The 16586-nt window shown below is 37.7% G+C and carries 15 protein-coding genes; 13 read left to right on the top strand and 2 right to left on the bottom strand.

The window, feature by feature from the left end; genetic code table 11:
• From FSZ17_RS12855 to FSZ17_RS12810, 10 genes are all read left to right on the top strand, one after another.
• Window positions 1-1335: a M20/M25/M40 family metallo-hydrolase gene (locus FSZ17_RS12855; protein ID WP_057776616.1), complete on the top strand. Its 1335-nt coding sequence runs from the start codon at window positions 1-3 to the stop codon at window positions 1333-1335.
• Window positions 1283-2497 (top strand): M24 family metallopeptidase, encoded by a 1215-nt coding sequence (locus FSZ17_RS12850; protein ID WP_228460192.1) that lies wholly within the window; start codon window positions 1283-1285, stop codon window positions 2495-2497. Before FSZ17_RS12855 ends, FSZ17_RS12850 begins: the two co-directional genes overlap by 53 nt.
• Window positions 2478-3437 carry an ABC transporter permease gene (locus FSZ17_RS12845; protein ID WP_057776618.1) on the top strand — a complete coding sequence of 320 codons (960 nt, stop codon included), beginning with the start codon at window positions 2478-2480 and terminating at the stop codon, window positions 3435-3437. Before FSZ17_RS12850 ends, FSZ17_RS12845 begins: the two co-directional genes overlap by 20 nt.
• 23 nt (window positions 3438-3460) lie before the next feature.
• Window positions 3461-4381: an oligopeptide ABC transporter permease gene (gene opp4C, locus FSZ17_RS12840; RefSeq protein ID WP_082625442.1), complete on the top strand. Its 921-nt coding sequence runs from the start codon at window positions 3461-3463 to the stop codon at window positions 4379-4381.
• Window positions 4382-4400: 19 nt separating this feature from the next.
• Window positions 4401-6113 carry an ABC transporter substrate-binding protein gene (locus tag FSZ17_RS12835; RefSeq protein WP_057776619.1) on the top strand — a complete coding sequence of 571 codons (1713 nt, stop codon included), beginning with the start codon at window positions 4401-4403 and terminating at the stop codon, window positions 6111-6113.
• A 91-nt stretch (window positions 6114-6204) separates the two neighbouring features.
• Window positions 6205-7272, top strand: coding sequence for a M24 family metallopeptidase (locus FSZ17_RS12830; protein ID WP_185150620.1), 1068 nt, complete (start codon window positions 6205-6207; stop codon window positions 7270-7272).
• 19 nt (window positions 7273-7291) lie between these two features.
• Window positions 7292-8317, top strand: coding sequence for an ABC transporter ATP-binding protein (locus tag FSZ17_RS12825; RefSeq protein ID WP_057776621.1), 1026 nt, complete (start codon window positions 7292-7294; stop codon window positions 8315-8317).
• Window positions 8283-9254: an ABC transporter ATP-binding protein gene (locus FSZ17_RS12820; RefSeq protein ID WP_057776622.1), complete on the top strand. Its 972-nt coding sequence runs from the start codon at window positions 8283-8285 to the stop codon at window positions 9252-9254. Before FSZ17_RS12825 ends, FSZ17_RS12820 begins: the two co-directional genes overlap by 35 nt.
• 22 nt (window positions 9255-9276) lie before the next feature.
• Entirely contained in the window at window positions 9277-10419 is a 1143-nt protein-coding gene (locus FSZ17_RS12815) for an NAD(P)/FAD-dependent oxidoreductase (protein ID WP_057776623.1), read from the top strand.
• Window positions 10420-10430: 11 nt separating this feature from the next.
• On the top strand, window positions 10431-10904 hold the full coding sequence (locus tag FSZ17_RS12810; RefSeq protein WP_057776624.1) for a DUF3830 family protein: 474 nt from the start codon (window positions 10431-10433) through the stop codon (window positions 10902-10904).
• 289 nt (window positions 10905-11193) lie between these two features.
• On the opposite strand, the gene FSZ17_RS12805 is transcribed toward FSZ17_RS12810, so the two are convergent.
• Window positions 11194-12327: an aminotransferase class V-fold PLP-dependent enzyme gene (locus FSZ17_RS12805; RefSeq protein ID WP_228460190.1), complete on the bottom strand. Its 1134-nt coding sequence runs from the start codon at window positions 12325-12327 to the stop codon at window positions 11194-11196.
• Between the two features lie 35 nt (window positions 12328-12362).
• Here FSZ17_RS12805 and FSZ17_RS12800 point away from each other — a divergent pair, with 35 nt between their 5' ends.
• The 3 genes from FSZ17_RS12800 (at window position 12363) to FSZ17_RS12790 (ending at window position 15431) form a co-directional block, all read left to right on the top strand.
• Entirely contained in the window at window positions 12363-13067 is a 705-nt protein-coding gene (locus tag FSZ17_RS12800) for a Crp/Fnr family transcriptional regulator (protein WP_057776625.1), read from the top strand.
• A gap of 281 nt (window positions 13068-13348) precedes the next feature.
• Complete coding sequence (locus FSZ17_RS23740; protein ID WP_057776626.1) at window positions 13349-13549, top strand: hypothetical protein; 201 nt, start codon at window positions 13349-13351, stop codon at window positions 13547-13549.
• A gap of 406 nt (window positions 13550-13955) precedes the next feature.
• The gene (locus tag FSZ17_RS12790) at window positions 13956-15431 is read left to right on the top strand and encodes a protein adenylyltransferase SelO (protein ID WP_057776627.1); all 1476 of its coding nucleotides are present in this window, start codon (window positions 13956-13958) and stop codon (window positions 15429-15431) included.
• A gap of 195 nt (window positions 15432-15626) precedes the next feature.
• On the opposite strand, the gene FSZ17_RS12785 is transcribed toward FSZ17_RS12790, so the two are convergent.
• Window positions 15627-16409: a hypothetical protein gene (locus FSZ17_RS12785; RefSeq protein ID WP_057776628.1), complete on the bottom strand. Its 783-nt coding sequence runs from the start codon at window positions 16407-16409 to the stop codon at window positions 15627-15629.
• Between the last annotated feature and the right edge of the window lie 177 nt (window positions 16410-16586).

The raw sequence follows: 16586 nt of genomic DNA, 5'->3' as shown, positions 1-16586 counted from the left end.
ATGGATTTGATGAAAGAAGCATTGCACCATTTTAGAGAAATAATAAAGGTTGATACGACAAATCAGCTTGAGACTGAATATAAGGTAGCCGAATATTTGAAAGAAGTTTTGGAAAAAGAGGGAATTGCATCACAACTTGTGTATAGCCCAAATAACAGGGCTTCGATCATTGCGAAACTAGCTGGAAAAAATGAGTTGGTAAAGCCAATTGTCCTTCTTTCTCATACGGATGTGGTGGAGGCAACAGAAGAGGAATGGACATTTCCTCCTTTCTCAGCAACCATAGATGATGGAAAGATCTGGGGGCGTGGCACCCTTGATACAAAACAGCTAACCATTATGCATCTTATGGCATTTATTCAATTAAAAAGAAGTAATCAACCCTTGAACGGTAACGTCTACTTTATAGCAACAGCAGATGAGGAGAACGGAAGCAAGGAAGGAATGGAATTTGTTTCAAAAAAATATACTGAATTTTTTGAAAATGCAATTATCCTAAGTGAAGGAGGAGGTTTTACTGTCGCTTTTGAAGATGAACTTTATATGTTATTTGCTTCTGGTGAAAAAGGGACTGCTAGAGTTAAGCTTACATCTTTTGGAGATGGGGGACATGCAGGAAGTCCTCCAGAGAATCAGGCTGTCATGACATTATCACAAGCCCTTAAAATAATAAATCATTTACAGTTTCCTACTGGCGATTATCCAATCCTTCATCAATTCCATCACGAATTAAAAGGAATGTTGAGTAAGGAGGGGGAACAAGGAGATTTAGTTAGAAGGCTATATGATTATATGGCGTATATGACTTTCACACCTGAATTAATTACTGTTGGTGGAGAACAGTTGAATGTGATTCCGTATAAGGCAGAGGCGATACTTGAATTCAGAACTCTCCCGAACCAAACTAGAGAGCAGTTTGAGTCATACTTACAAGAATGGCCACTCCCTCCAAAAGTAAATTGTAAGTTGCTATCTTTTGAAAAAGGATATGAAAGCGATCCAGAGGAAGAAATCATCAAGTTGTTCAAAGACACATCCTCTATATATGGAAAAAAGGTAAAATGGGTTCCTTTTACTGCGTTAGGTAAAACAGACGGAAGGTTTGTTGGAGATGTAGCGAGTCAAATTTATGGCCTATCCCCAACCTTAACTCCTTTTACAGAGGTGCTCAAAAGGGTTCATAACAAGGATGAACGAATCGAAGAAGAGTCATTTGAATACGGTGTAAAACTTATGGTAGCAGTTTTAGAAGAGTTATGTATATCAAATGGAGGTGGAAAAAGTGTATCAGGTACAAAAAGAGAAACTGAAACAAGCTGTCGAAAGTTTACGTGAACAAGATATTGATATGTGGCTGATCCTTACATCGGAGGGAAGTGATCCATGTATCCCTCTCATCACAGGTGTGGGGACGGTTGGACCAGGTGTTTTTATCGTAACGAAAGAGGGAGAAAAATTAGCTCTTTGCAGTAGTATTGATGCGCAGGATATAGAGGAGTCGGGACTATTTGATGAAGTCTATAAGCATACTGGTAGTTTAGCGGATTTACTTGCTGAAGTGGTAGGGAAGATTAATCCGAACAAGATTGCGCTAAATATTTCGAAGGAAGAACATTTAACAGATGGATTAACTGCTGGACGATATCGCTGGTTAAAGAAAACATTACAAGATGTATTCCAAGGTGAATATGTCTCTTCAGAGGAATTTCTCACATTAATTAGAAGTATCAAATCAAAAACAGAAATTGAGCATATTGAAAAAGCAGTTAAGATCACTGAAGCAATCTACAAACAGGTCTTTACTGAAATGAAAGCAGGAATGACTGAAAAAGAATTAGGATCTTTATTTGTTAAAGAGTTGGAGAAACACAGAGTTGTAAATGGAGTAGACCGCACACTATCTATGCCAATTGTTTTGAAAGAGAACATTGCACATAGAGGGCCAGGGGATGCTGTTGTTTTAGAAGGAGACCTTGTTATTTTTGACTTTAGTGTTGAAGTAAATGGTTATGTTTCGGATATTGCAAGAACAGTCTATTTCTTAAGAGAAGGAGAAACGGAACCTCCTGAAGAAATACAGGCTGCATTCTCAGCCGTACATGAAGCCATTACAAAAGCTGCCCTCATGATAAAACCGGGTGTTAAAGGGTATGAAGTGGATTCAGCAGCAAGAAACTATTATGTTTCGCTTGGCTATCCGGAAATTACCCATGCGACTGGCCACCAAATCGGAAGAGATGTACATGATGGAGGTGTACTTCTAGGACCGAGATGGAAAAGGTACGGAAATGCGCCTTTCGGAGAGCTTAAAGAAGGAATGGTTTTTACCATTGAGCCGACATTATTTTTAGACAATGGGATCCATTTCATCGTTGAGGAAAATGTTGTCGTTACATCTGACGGAGTTAAGTATTTAACAGAACGTCAGAATGAATTGATCTACATTCAAACTACCAAGAAAGAAGGGAAGGAGTTTCTTGAAAAAATATCTGATTAAAAGACTCCTACAATCAATTCCCATCTTAATCGGTATCACAATTATGACCTTTGCAATCATGCAATTATCACCAGGAAATCCAATGCAAACAATGATTGATCCCAAAATATCATCTGAAGAAATGCAAAGGGCTCAAGAAAATCTCGGATTAAATGATCCGTTGCCGGTTCAATATTTTACTTGGATCAAAGAAGTTTTCAAAGGTAATCTTGGATACACAGTTAAAACAGGTCAGCCAGTAGGTCAACTGATTTTGGAACGTTTGCCTGCCACGTTGTTATTAACAGGTACGGCCTTTGTAATGGCGTTTGTAGTTGGAATTCCTTTAGGGGTTTATTCTGCTACAAATCGCTTTAAGGCACCAGATTATGTGTTAACCGTTTTATCTTTCATTGGTATTTCTATTCCATCTTTCTTTTTTGGTTTAGGAATGATTTTTATTTTCGCATTAAAGCTTGGGTGGTTACCTACATCCGGAATGGTTACAATTGGTGCTGATTTGACGGGTTTTGCTAAGTTTATGGATTATGTCAAGCATGTCACGATGCCATCCATTGTACTTGCATTACCAACAATCGCTGTCGTTATGCGGTTTACTCGTTCCAGTATGCTAGAAGTACTTAACCAGGACTTTATTCGAACGGCTGAATCTAAAGGATTAAGCAAGTTAAAGGTTAACCTGAAACATGCATTGAGAAATGCGTTAATACCAGTTATTACGATATTTGGTTTATCCATTCCCTTCTTATTCGGTGGTGCCTATATCACAGAGCATATTTTTAACTGGCCAGGAATGGGAAGCTTAGGAATTCAGTCAATCGTCGCAAGAGAATACCCCGTCATCATGGCTCTAAATCTATTTACCTCAATCTTAGTTATGTCAGGTAACTTATTGGCTGATGTTATGTATGCATGGGCAGATCCAAGGATTAGGTACTGATTATGAGTAAAGGGGGGAATTAAATGAGTAACATTGAAATACAGCATAATCAAGCGGGACTAGTCCAGATAAATAGAAAAAAAGGATGGCAAAACAATGCTTCATGGAAACGATTTAAAAAGAATAAGCTCGCCGTATTCGGAGCAATCGTCCTTTTAACGTTACTCATTGTTTCAATATTAGCTCCAGTCCTTGCACCACATAGCCCTTACGAATCTACAAAGGGAGAGTTTGGATTATATGATGTTCTATCTCCTCCTAGTGGAGAGCATCTGCTTGGTACGGATAGTTTAGGAAGGGATATGTTATCACGGATTATATATGGCGGAAGAGTATCCTTAACAGTTGCCTTTGTTGCTGTAATGATTGCGACATTTACCGGTGTACTACTCGGGGTTGTAGCAGGCTACTATGGAAAATGGGTCGATACGGTAATTATGCGAATCACAGATGTTGTCATTTGTTTCCCAGTCCTTTTCTTAGCAATCACGGTTGCAACCATTCTCAAACCTAGTCTTTTTAATGTAATTATAATTATTGGTTTGGTAAGTTGGACGACTATGACAAGGCTCGTACGGGGAGAAGTATTACGTTTAAGAGAAATGGAATACATTGAAGCAACGAAAGCGATGGGGCAAAGTGATTTCATTATTATTATCAAACATATCCTACCAAACATTATGGCTCCGATTATTGTACAAGGAACACTTCAGACAGCCGAGGCAATCTTAACAGAATCTGCACTAAGTTTCTTAGGGGTAGGTGTTCAACAGCCAATCCCAAGTTGGGGTAACATGCTAAATGAAGCAACTTCGATTATGGTTCTGCAATTTAAACCATGGGTTTGGATGCCAGCCGGATTTGCAATCCTACTCACTATTCTTTGTATTAACTTTGTGGGAGATGGACTCCGTGATGCTTTAGATCCTAAGGTGAAAAATTAAAACATATGGGGGAAATTAGATGAAGAAAAAGTTTGGTTTCATTAGTGTATTTGTTCTATTTGTATTCCTTTTCTTAGCGGCTTGTTCATCGAAGACAACAACAGAAAACAATACAGAAAAAGAAAATGATAATACATCTCCAACTGAAACATCAAAAGAAGAAACGCCTAAAGAGGGAGGTAACGTAACCGTTGCCTTCAATAGTGAACCAGGGAATCTTAACCCTGTTATTTGGGCAACGACATCTGATACGAACGTAACACATATGGTATTTGACTCACTCGTTATTCCAGATAAAGAATTGAAAATGGTAGGTCGTCTAGCAGAAAGCTGGGAAGTATCTGAAGATGGTAAAACGTATACTTTCCATTTGAAACAAAATGTGAAATGGCATGATGGAAAGCCATTTACAGCTAAGGATGTGGAGTTTACATTTACATCATTAGCAGATAGCACATATGATGCTGGAGCGTATTGGAGAGTTGATCCAATTGTGGGTGCTGTTGAATATAAGGAAGGTAAGGCAGACAAAATTAAAGGAATCGAAGTTGTAGATGATCATACGATTAAGTTTACAACGAAAGAGCCATTTGCTCCATTCATTTCAGGGCTGTATATCGGAGTACTTCCTGCACATATTCTACAAGACACGCCTCCTGGTGAGTGGGAAAAACATGCTTCAAATCGTTCACCAATTGGTACTGGTCCATTCAAGTTTGTGAAATGGGAATCAGGTCAATATATTGAGCTAGAGGCAAACAAAGAATATTTTGATGGAGCACCAAATTTAGATAAAGTAATTGTGCGTTTTGGAGACGCGAATACAATGCTAGCATCTGTATTAAGCCAAGATGTAGATATCACTTCCGTACCAGTTGCGGAAACGCCGTCAGTATCGACATTGGATTATGCTAGCTTGGTGAATCAGGATGCATTAAGCGTCTATTATGTAGGATTTAACTCTAAAAATGATCATTTTAATGATCCAAAAGTTAGAAAGGCCCTTGCTCATGCAGTCAATAAAGAGGCAATTGTAGCTTCAATTTTAGGGGAATATGGAGAAGTAGCGGATGATGTGTTCCCATCAGCTCATTGGTCACATAGCCCGAATTTAAAAATTTATGATTATGATACATCAAAATCAGATGCATTGCTCCAAGAAGCAGGATATCAAAAAAATAGCAATGGTATTTATGCAAAAGATGGCAAGGAGCTAAGCTTTTTAATGGAGGTTCCTACTGGTACGAAAGAAAGAGAAAAATCAGGAGTCTTATTAAAGCAAATGTGGGAAGCAATAGGTGTGAAAATGGAAATTCGTTCACTTGATTTCCCAACACTTGTAACGAAACTATTACCTAAAACGGATGATGGTAAGCAAAGGGAAGTTACGAAAGAAGATTATGATGCTTATATTCTAGGATTTGGTATTGAAGCAGATCCAGATGAGTATAGAAGCTACTTCGGCAGTGCGTACATGCCTCCTAACGGTTATAACTTTGTTGGATATTCTGATCCGAAAGTTGATGAACTGCTTGAGGCTCAGACAAAAGAAATTGATCTTGAAAAACGTCAGCAATTAATCTGGCAAGTAGGAGAGAAACTTGCGGAAGATGAGATTTGGATTCCATTATACGAACAGGTATCTCCATTTGTAGTAAATAATAGAGTTATAGGGTTCGAACCTGACTTTAGAGGTGCTACATTTAACGCTAAAGACTGGTCTGTAAAATAATTAATATTCTGTAAGTAAGTAGGGTGTTATCCCTCGCGTTTAATGGAGGGGTATCACCCTATCTCCTTATCTTGAGATGCTCGGAGGTGGAATGATGGAAAAAAGAATCGAGAAAGCAAGAAGCTTCCTAAAAGAAAAGGAACTAGACGCTATCTTCATCTATTCATATGAAAATAGAAGATATTTTTCTGGATTTTCAGGAAGCAATGGCTATTTGTTAATTACGAATGATTATTGTGGGCTAATTACTGATCAACGATATACAGAACAAGCAAAAGAGCAATCCCCACATTTTGAAATTATCACCCAAGGAATTGACCCTTTTTCCACGATACAAGATGTATTTAAAGGAAAAGACATTTCAAAGATTGGTTTTGAGTCTGAATCAGTATCCGTTCATTTATTTAATAGATTGAAATCTATTTTCATCGAATATGAATGGTTCCCCCTAACGAAAGAACTCCTAAATATCCGAAAAGTAAAAGATGATGCTGAAATTGAGATTATTAGGAAGGCTATTGCAATATCAGACCAGGCTTTTGCCGAATTGATTCCATTATTAAAGCCAGGCATGACTGAAAAAGAAGTTGCGGTCGAATTGGAATATCTGATGGGCAAATTGGGACATGAAGGCCCAGCGTTTGGCACAATTGTTGCCGCAGGGAATCGTGCAGCATTACCACATGCGATTCCTTCTTCTAAAATTGTAAACAATAACGAATTCCTCTTAATTGACTATGGAGTAAAATACATGGGATACATGTCAGATATGACTAGAACAATAGTGCTAGGTTCACCTAATGAAGATTTAAAGAAATACTATGACATCGTTCATGAAGCGTTAGAAAAATCCATTGAAGCTGTTAAACCTGGAATGACCGGTCACGAATTGGATGCTGCTGCAAGAAATGTATTTATTCGTGAAGGCCTTGAGCAATATAGCTTAAGGGGATTAGGACATGGCGTAGGGTTACAGATTCATGAGAATCCAAGAGTTGTCCTCGATTCTGAAGAAATTCTGGAACCAGGAATGATATTTACCATTGAGCCAGGTTTGTATGTGCCTGGAAAAGTCGGTGTTCGTGTGGAGGATATTGTTCTTGTAAGGGAAGATGGATGCGAAATTTTAACAGGGACACCTAGGCATATCTATATTTGAGATGAAAAGGGGTGTGGTTATGGAAAGCTTATTGGAGGTTAAGAACCTCAAAACCTATTTTTATAACGATGATGACGAAACGGCGGCAGTAGACGGGGTATCTTTTGAATTAAAAAAAGGAGAGACTCTTGGTCTAGTAGGGGAATCTGGAAGTGGAAAAAGTGTTACCTCTCTTTCAATTTTACAGCTTATTCAAAAACCACATGGAAAAATTATCGATGGAGAAGTTATTTTTAAAGGAAAAGATCTTGTCAAAATGGGAGAAAGGGAAATTAGAAAAGTTCGTGGAAATGACATTTCAATGATTTTTCAGGAACCAATGACTTCCCTAAATCCTGTTTTTACTGTAGGAAATCAAATTATGGAAGTGCTTATTCAACACCAAAGTCTATCAAAAAAGGATGCAAGGTTACGAGCAATAGAAATGTTGAGAGTAGTAGGAATTCCTTCTGCAGAACAAAGAGTCGATCAGTATCCACACCAACTTTCAGGCGGTATGAGACAAAGAGTCATGATTGCGATGGCATTGGCTTGTAATCCAGATTTACTTATTGCAGATGAACCTACAACTGCTCTAGATGTAACAACTCAGGCTCAAATATTGGAACTTATGAATGAGCTTAAAGAGAAACTCGAAACGGCAATTTTACTGATAACACATGATCTCGGAGTTGTCGCAGAAACAGCAGATAAAGTGGCTGTTATGTATCTTGGCCGGATTGTTGAATATTCTGATGTGGAAATTTTCTTCGAGGAACCTAAACATCCTTATTCACAGGGTTTAATTAAATCAGTTCCAAATTTAGATGAACGAGTCGACCGGCTTAATCCTATTATTGGGCAGGTTCCACACCCATCTGAAGTCAAAAGCGGTTGCAGGTTCGCTAGCAGATGTGAATTTGTTCAACCTATCTGTCTACAGGATGAGCCAAATCTCATTGATTTACAAGGTCATAAAGTAAGATGTTGGAAGTATTCTGATAATTGGGTTGAAAAAGGGGTGGAACCGAATGCCGGAGAAATTACTTCAAGTAGAGGAGCTTAAAAAATGGTTTCCAATCGAAGGAGACGGGTTACTCTCTAAAAATAAAAACATTGTAAAAGCTGTAGATGACATTAGTTTTTATATTGAGAAGGGGGAAACACTTGGCCTTGTAGGTGAATCGGGGTGTGGAAAATCAACAGCTGGAAGGGTTATTTTACGCCTCATTGAGGCTACAGAAGGAAGAATCTTAATTGAGAATGAAGATATCCGTGCTTTATCATCAAAAAAATTAAAGAAAAAACGAAAAGACATGCAAATTGTTTTCCAAGACCCTTACGCCTCACTAAACCCGCGCTTAAAAGTTGGGCAAATTCTTGAGGAACCCATGTCGATTCACTTAAACATTAGTAAGAAAGAGAGAAAAGAAAGAGTAAAGCAAATCATGGCGGATGTTGGCTTAAATGCTGCATATATTGACCGATACCCCCATGAATTCTCAGGTGGCCAAAGACAACGGATCGGAATTGCAAGAGCTCTGGCTGTGAACCCTAAATTAATTATTATGGACGAACCGGTATCCGCTCTTGATGTGTCTGTTCAAGCCCAAGTATTAAATCTTATCCAGGATTTGCAAGCTAAGTATGATTTAACCTATTTGTTCATTACTCATAATTTAAGTGTTGTGAAACATATCTCAAACAGGATTGCTGTTATGTATCTTGGAAAAATTGTAGAAATCTCCGAACGGGATGAGTTTTTTGAAAATCCTAAACACCCATACTCTCAAGCTTTACTTTCAGCCATTCCTAAACCTGATCCAAAACTGAAAAGGCAAAGGATTATTTTAAATGGTGATATTCCGAGTCCTGTTAACCCTCCAGAAGGGTGCCGATTCCATACTCGCTGTCCGTATGTGATGGATATATGTAAATCTGTACCACCAGAATTAAAGGATGCTGGAAATAATCATTTTGTAGCTTGTCATCTTGAAAAGTAACAAAATAGAAAGGAAGAGTGAAATGGAAAAATACGATGTTGTCATAGTTGGTGCTGGAATTATTGGCTGTTCGATTGCCTACTTTCTGACTGAAGCAGGATATTCGAATGTGTTAGTCATTGATAAAACTGGAATTGCATCTGATATTACTGGAATTTGTCCTGGGGGAGTTCGTCAACAATGGGGAACTGAAATAAACTGTATTATGTCCAAAGCGTCTACCGAATTTTTTCAAAATATCAATGAACATCTCGAACCCGAGCATGAAATAAAATTTAGAAATGTAGGTTACTTATACACGTTCCATTCTGAAGATGCAAAAAATAAGTACGTGCAAAGTGTTGCACTACAAAATTCATTAGGGATACCAACAAAGTTTATTACACCAAGTGAAGCAAAAGAGATTGTCCCTGGAATTAACGAATCAAGTTTCATTTCAGCTTCATTTTGTGAGACAGATGGATTCGCGGATGATGCCTATCATGTAACAAATAGTTTCGCGGCTATAGCAAAGCGAAAAGGAGTAAAGTTCGTAAGTGATACTGTTGAAAATATCGTCGTTGAGAATGGTGTTGTAAAAGGAGTAAATTGCTCGAATAGGGGTTACATCTCTTCTGAAAAGGTCGTAAATGCTGCTGGATTAGGATCTAAGAAACTTGCAGAGACAGCAGGGGTTAATTTGCCAATTAACTTTGAGGTAAGACGTATTCTTTACACGAACAGAGTGACTGAAAGAATCCTTGAGCCATTACTCATTTCGTTTGAAAAAGGCTTTGCAGCTAAGCAATTAACAGATGGAACGATTTACTTAAGTTATCTAGGGAAAGACTTGCAGCCTCCATACAATATGTTTGATTTCCAATTACGCGCTGCTGAAGTAGGGACGGAAATATTCCCTCCACTTGAGGAACTCGTTTTCCATAGCCATGTCGACGGTACTTATGACAGTACCCCTGATCATCAGGCAATACTAGGTGATGTGGATGGCTTACCTGGTTACTATCAAGCTGTGGGTATGAGTGGACATGGCTTTATGATGTCCCCAGCAATTGGGGAAACAGTTGCAGCAATTGTCGCAGAAAATACGCCGAAAATTGATGTTTCAAGTTTGCATTATCGCCGATTTGCAAATAAAAAGCTAATCTTTGAACCAAGTGTAGTATAGGGGGTGAAGTGATGAATACATTTAAAATCACATTCTTAGATTTAGATGTTCCCATTCGGGCACAAGTGTTAAGTGATAAGGCTCCATCGACGAGCGAGGCATTCTTGAAATTACTCGAAAACCCAATCACATCTATGGCAAGGCATGCCATGTACACAGGTAAAGAAATTTCAATACAGCTTCCAGTAGAAGCATGTCAAGTTACTGCACTACATGATCCAAATAAGGAGAACTTAACATGTTTCCCTCAACCGGGTGATATTCTGTATACGTTTATGCCTGCATACGCATGGGGAGGCGTTCCTACCCCGATATATGATTTTGGTCTTTTCTATGGTAGAGATGCACGAACCTTCTTCCCAGCTGGATGGATTCCAGGCAATCTATTTGCAAGAGTTGTGGAGAAGGATTTAGAAGAATTAGAGGAAATTGGTAAGATTATTCATGTTAAAGGTCAGCAACGAATTTCACTAGAATTAGAGTGATAATAGTAGTTTAACAGCACCTCTTACTGAGGTGTTTTTTTATTTATTAGAAAAAATTTGTTCGTTGTAGATCACTATGGCATCGATTGAATAGTAAAGATGGCTTCATGAGTTTAACTAATTAAATTGGAGAGGCAAGTGACCCGCAAGCAAAATTTTGGATCATAATATAACAGCTAGATAAAGCCCAGACAAGGTTTATTCCCTAGGTTATTCTTATTTTTTATATAAACAAGGCTAGCCGTAAAAACAGGCTAGCCTCGTTTTATCTATCAAAAGGGATAACAAATCAATGAGATAATTCTTTTAATTTTAGTAAGCAATTTACTATATCTTCCTCATTGTTATAGATGTGTGGAGCAATTCTTATGACATCCTTACGGGAAGATACAACGAATCCAGCCTGTTTCAATTTCTTTTCGATGTTACTCGCATCATCAACATAAATAGCAGTACTTGTGCCTTTCTTACTATTGTCCAAAGGGCTTGCGATTTCAAAACCCAGTTCTGCAGCTTTTTCAATTGTAAAGGAAGAGAGTTTTGATAAATAATTTTGTATCGTTTCCATTCCAACCTTATCAATGAAAGACAATGCAGCATCTGCAATGTATGCATTGATAACAGGAGGTGTACCTGTATTAAAACGCTGTGCTGAATGGGCGTAATCTAAATTTTTTAGATCAAAGGCAAAAGGGTTTTTTTGCCCAAACCAGCCTATTGTAGTTGGATACAACCGTTCTGCCAACTCTTTTTTTACGTAAAGGAAGGTTATACCCGGTACTCCGAGTAGATACTTTTGCATCCCAGTAACCAAGATATCTATGTCCATGTCTTTTACGTCAATATTTACAGCACCAGCTGATTGATATGCATCCACCAGTAGAAGGGAGCCTTTTTTGTGAGCGATTTTAGCAATATCCTTAATGTTTTGCTTAAAACCATTATAATAAGAAACATGAGAGATACAAGTTAGAGCTGTGTTTTCAGTTATATGAGTTTCATAGGTTTCTAAAGGAATCATATTATTTTCTGCTGGAATAAATATAACATTAATATCTTGCTTTTGTTTTTGTGCCAAGATTGCATGTCCTACACAAGGAAAATCCATTTCAGTTACACAAACGTCTTGCTTATTTAGGTCAAGAGATTGTAAAATAGATGAAATAGAGTCAGAAACTGATGAAAGAATTGCAACCTCACTCGCATCACAATTAATGATCCTAGCAAATTTTTCTTTGGCACTATTTACTTTCTCCATCCAAGTCTCCCAAGACATTCCTTCTTCTAGTAAACTATTTTTATACTCATCCATGGCATTCATTACATCAAGAGAAATAGCGCTTTGAGAACAGCTAGAAAGTATTAATTTTTTTTCCAAACCTGGGAACTCTGATCTAACTTTTAGTAACATTTCAGTATTCATTTTCAAAAATCCCTTCCTTTAATGAGGTGATAAATATGAATGAAGTTGTTCAAGAATTCAATTTTCTCAATCCTTGGTTAGATAATCTTCCATATACTTGGTCTGAGTTAAAGAATCATAGTGAGAAAGTAACCTATAAAAAGCATGAAACCATTTTTAATCAGAACGAAACAGGAAATTATATCTACATAATTGAAAGTGGACGTGTTCGTCTTTTTTTAATCTCTCCCAATGGAGAGGAAAAAGCTCTTACTATTATCGGGAAAAATGGAATCTTGGGTGAGTGTTCATTAAATGGTGATTCGAGTTATGCTACTAATGCTATTGCCGCTTCTGAGGTTGTATTACTAAGGACTTCTAAGCAAAGTTTTTTTGAATTTCTTTTTAAAAAGCCGCAGTATATTTCTCAAGCATTTGATCTAATTACAAAGAAATATCGTCTCCTTTGTTCACAGTCTTTACAATTAAGTTACATGAAAGCATTGCCAAGGGTTTGTGCCGCCTTTATTCAGTTATCGATTCAATATGGTGAAAAAATTGATGAAAGACAAATTAAATTAACAATTAATTTTACACATCAAGAGTTAGCAAACCTTCTAGGAACCACAAGAGTTACAGTCGCAAAAAATATTAAATGGTTAGAAGACCATGCACACATTACTAAAAGTGGAAAATCCTACATAATCAATAATATTGATAAACTTGCTGATCTCGCAAATGAAAAAATGCTATTTGCATAAATTTATTATAGATTAGCTTTTCAGAAAAAAATGTAAAATACTTAACATTCGATAAAACTTTTGGTGCCATTTTCCATAATATAGTGGTCAATAACCAAGTGTAGACGAAAATGTACATTCTATAATGTCGGAATTTACAGAAATTAATAAAGGAGAGTCGATCATGTCGACTCTCCTTTTATATGTAAAAAAGGGCATAGGGTGAAATGATTGAATGATGGAATAATATCGAAGCGTTCCTGTACAATTTAAGTCATAAAAACACTCGAACAATTGAGGATATGAATGCAATTCAACAATCATTTAACAATCGACCAAAAAATTGGGACACTATACCTGCGCTCATGGGACTCCTTGTATCGATAGATGCAATCATTCAAGTATCCAGAATTGGATCAATGGACTTCTCAAATGCAGGAAGAGGAATGGAAATGGACGCTATTGCTGCAGTGCTTTTACAGAAGAAGGAGAAGACTTCGTGAGTATGTATGCCCTGTATTTATTTAACTTTATAGAAATGATCAATTGTAGCAAAATGGGCCGGCTTTTGAAGGGGGGTTGTCTGTATATATTTAGAAATTATATATATTGTTGGCAATAGAGGAATTTTTTCATTTTCATACAAAAAAGGGTTTATACACTTTATATTTTTTTGTACTTAGCGTTTTTTCCTTTTTCACAGGAGCCTTTCATTCTATTGTACCCAATTAAGAAATGCTTAAATTGCTTCATCTTCATGTGATAAGAGTATAATAAAATTGCAGAAGCAGACATTAAAGGGTATAGCATTGTCTCGATTTTGAAAATAGAAAAAGTAATTAATCCTTTTAATTTTTATGTAGAATTAATATTAGAATTCAAAAAGACAAAAAAGAAAAGGGGGATAAGATGACAAATAATATTGATGCAATTGATGCAGGCTGGAACTTCGACAACAGTTATGCCCGTCTGCCGAAATCATTTTTTACCAGCCTCAACCCGACCCCTGTACGCTCGCCGAAATTAATCGTTCTCAATGATCCTTTAGCTAGATCACTTGGGTTGAATGTTCAAGCGCTGCAAAGCGATGATAGTGTGGCGGTATTTGCTGGCAACCAAATTCCTGAAGGCGCTTTTCCGCTTGCTCAAGCTTATGCGGGACATCAATTTGGGCATTTTAATATGTTAGGGGATGGCCGGGCACATCTGATTGGAGAGCAGATCACTCCCCAAGGAGAACGGTTTGATATTCAACTTAAGGGTTCTGGTAGAACACCATACTCCCGGGGAGGCGATGGTCGAGCTGCGCTTGGACCCATGCTGCGCGAATACATCATCAGCGAAGCAATGCATGCGCTTGGTATTCCAACAACCCGCAGTCTAGCAGTTGTGACAACTGGTGAGCCAGTTTACCGTGAAACCGAATTGCAGGGTGCCATTCTGACCCGTGTGGCTGCAAGTCATATGCGCGTTGCTACTTTTCAATACGTGGCAAACTGGAGAACAGTTGAGGAGTTAAGGAACCTTGCTGACTATACGATAAATCGTCATTATTCGGACATTGAAGCTGATGAGAATCGATATCTTTCTCTGCTTCAAGAAATGATAAAGCGTCAGGCAGCACTGATTGCGAAATGGCAGCATGTTGGCTTTATTCACGGGGTAATGAACACAGACAACATGACCATTAGCGGGGAAACCATTGATTATGGTCCTTGTGCCTTTATGGATGTGTATGACCCAGATACGGTGTTTAGTTCTATTGACAGACAAGGGCGCTATGCATATGGAAATCAGCCGATTATTGGAGGTTGGAATCTCGCACGATTTGCTGAAACTCTTCTGCCGCTGCTTCATGAAAATGAGGAACAGGCTATCGAATTGGCACAGACTGCAATTTCAGATTATAATGCGATATACCAATCTAGTTGGCTCACTGGTATGAGGGCAAAACTTGGCATATTTAATGAAGAGCCAAAGGACGTATCCCTTATTGAAGACCTCCTCAAGATCATGCAAAAGTATCGTGCGGACTTTACGAATACTTTCCGTTCGTTAACTATTGATAAGCTAGAGGATACCGCACTCTATGGAACACCAGAAATAGCAGAATGGTATGAATTATGGCAAGCAAGACTCGGAAGGCAACAGGAATCGAAATCCACTTCGCAGCAGTTAATGAGAAACAGCAATCCAGCGGTCATCCCTCGTAACCACAAGGTTGAAGAGGCACTGGAAGCCGCAGTAAAGCAAGGGGACTACAGCGTGATGGAACGTCTGCTTGATGTTCTTTCAAGACCATTCGAACACTCTCCTGTACAGGAAGAATACTGCACACTGCCTGCGCCATCAGACCGTCCTTATCGAACATTTTGTGGTACATGATATTAGGTAGAAGTATGAATTCTCCAAATTACTAGGATAAATTCCCTGATTCCTCATTTTTAAAAATTCCATATCAAAGGGATTACAGGTAGCTTACCAAAATGTTGAATCAGGGATCATAAAAAATTTTTAATAGTCGATTTGATGTCATAAAAAAGGGCAATAGGTTTATTTTTTGATGCAAAGAATCCGTCATTAAAGAACATTTCCTACAAACCCCAACTCATACAGCTCCTCAAAATAAAGCCCTTCAAACTTTCTTTCAAGAATCCCATAATAATAGGCGATAGGTTTATTAATTTGACGATTCGATTTCATTTTGCGTATTAACTGCTTAAACGATTGGATGGAAATAGAAAGGATCTGTTCGGTTTCATTTTCACGATTATTTCGGTATGCCGCTATTTTTGCCATTCGCCAAAATTCCTCAATGGTTACAGCTTCTGAGAAAAAACATTTTACGACGTTAACAAAAGATTGTGGAACTTGATCACTTGTAAATGTGTAATCCAGGTCCGTTTCTGAACGTTTATTATTCTTTTTAATATTAGTTTTAGAAAGATTACTAGTTTTAATAGGGTGGTTCATTTTTTCCTTTTTAGGTGGTTCACTTTTAGGAAAACGATTGAACACGTAAAGATTGCTGGACTGGGACCCATTCTTTCGTTCTGTTTCGTGGACTGTTAAGATCCCTTGTGTTGATGCCTTCATAATCATTCTTTTAAAAGTAGAGCGGGAAATGCCATTTCCATTGTATTCCTGATGAATGGCCTTTAGCATCGTGCCGATTTTAGCATTACAGACGCCAGGTATTTTAGCAGAAAAGCGGACAAGCCGTTTCAATGCAACTAACTCACCCTTAGAAAAATGATGCTTACATTTTGCTAACCACATTTCCATATGGCTGTTGAATTCCTTAAGATCCTGAAATTGAGATAAAGATGTGAAGTTTTTAATGCTACCTGATTTAAAATTCATTATTTTGCACCACCCTTTCACTCTTCAAATAGTGTTAAGTGATTGAAAGGGACAGGGTAGCTAGTAGATATTTTGTTGCAAATTTGTGACAAGAGTAATTCGAAAGTACTTTATTTAATTTTTATACACTCAATAGGATGTAAATATATGACTAGAAAATAAGTATTTTACGACTAT

Source organism: Cytobacillus dafuensis (genome assembly GCF_007995155.1).
Classification (GTDB): Bacteria; Bacillota; Bacilli; order Bacillales; family Cytobacillaceae; genus Cytobacillus; species Cytobacillus dafuensis.
Note: the sequence above shows the minus strand (reverse complement) of the source record. Positions and strands in the feature narration are given on the sequence as shown.

What these genes read in the sequence shown, in the direction of transcription:
- FSZ17_RS12855 (WP_057776616.1), top strand. Translation starts at nt 1, where the DNA reads ATGGATTTGATGAAAGAAGCATTGCACCATTTTAGAGAAATAATAAAG.
- opp4C (WP_082625442.1), top strand. Translation starts at nt 3,461, where the DNA reads ATGAGTAACATTGAAATACAGCATAATCAAGCGGGACTAGTCCAGATA.
- FSZ17_RS12835 (WP_057776619.1), top strand. Translation starts at nt 4,401, where the DNA reads ATGAAGAAAAAGTTTGGTTTCATTAGTGTATTTGTTCTATTTGTATTC.
- FSZ17_RS12830 (WP_185150620.1), top strand. Translation starts at nt 6,205, where the DNA reads ATGATGGAAAAAAGAATCGAGAAAGCAAGAAGCTTCCTAAAAGAAAAG.
- FSZ17_RS12825 (WP_057776621.1), top strand. Translation starts at nt 7,292, where the DNA reads ATGGAAAGCTTATTGGAGGTTAAGAACCTCAAAACCTATTTTTATAAC.
- FSZ17_RS12820 (WP_057776622.1), top strand. Translation starts at nt 8,283, where the DNA reads ATGCCGGAGAAATTACTTCAAGTAGAGGAGCTTAAAAAATGGTTTCCA.
- FSZ17_RS12815 (WP_057776623.1), top strand. Translation starts at nt 9,277, where the DNA reads ATGGAAAAATACGATGTTGTCATAGTTGGTGCTGGAATTATTGGCTGT.
- FSZ17_RS12810 (WP_057776624.1), top strand. Translation starts at nt 10,431, where the DNA reads ATGAATACATTTAAAATCACATTCTTAGATTTAGATGTTCCCATTCGG.
- FSZ17_RS12805 (WP_228460190.1), bottom strand. Translation starts at nt 12,327, where the DNA reads ATGAATACTGAAATGTTACTAAAAGTTAGATCAGAGTTCCCAGGTTTG.
- FSZ17_RS12800 (WP_057776625.1), top strand. Translation starts at nt 12,363, where the DNA reads ATGAATGAAGTTGTTCAAGAATTCAATTTTCTCAATCCTTGGTTAGAT.
- FSZ17_RS23740 (WP_057776626.1), top strand. Translation starts at nt 13,349, where the DNA reads ATGAATGCAATTCAACAATCATTTAACAATCGACCAAAAAATTGGGAC.
- FSZ17_RS12790 (WP_057776627.1), top strand. Translation starts at nt 13,956, where the DNA reads ATGACAAATAATATTGATGCAATTGATGCAGGCTGGAACTTCGACAAC.
- FSZ17_RS12785 (WP_057776628.1), bottom strand. Translation starts at nt 16,409, where the DNA reads ATGAATTTTAAATCAGGTAGCATTAAAAACTTCACATCTTTATCTCAA.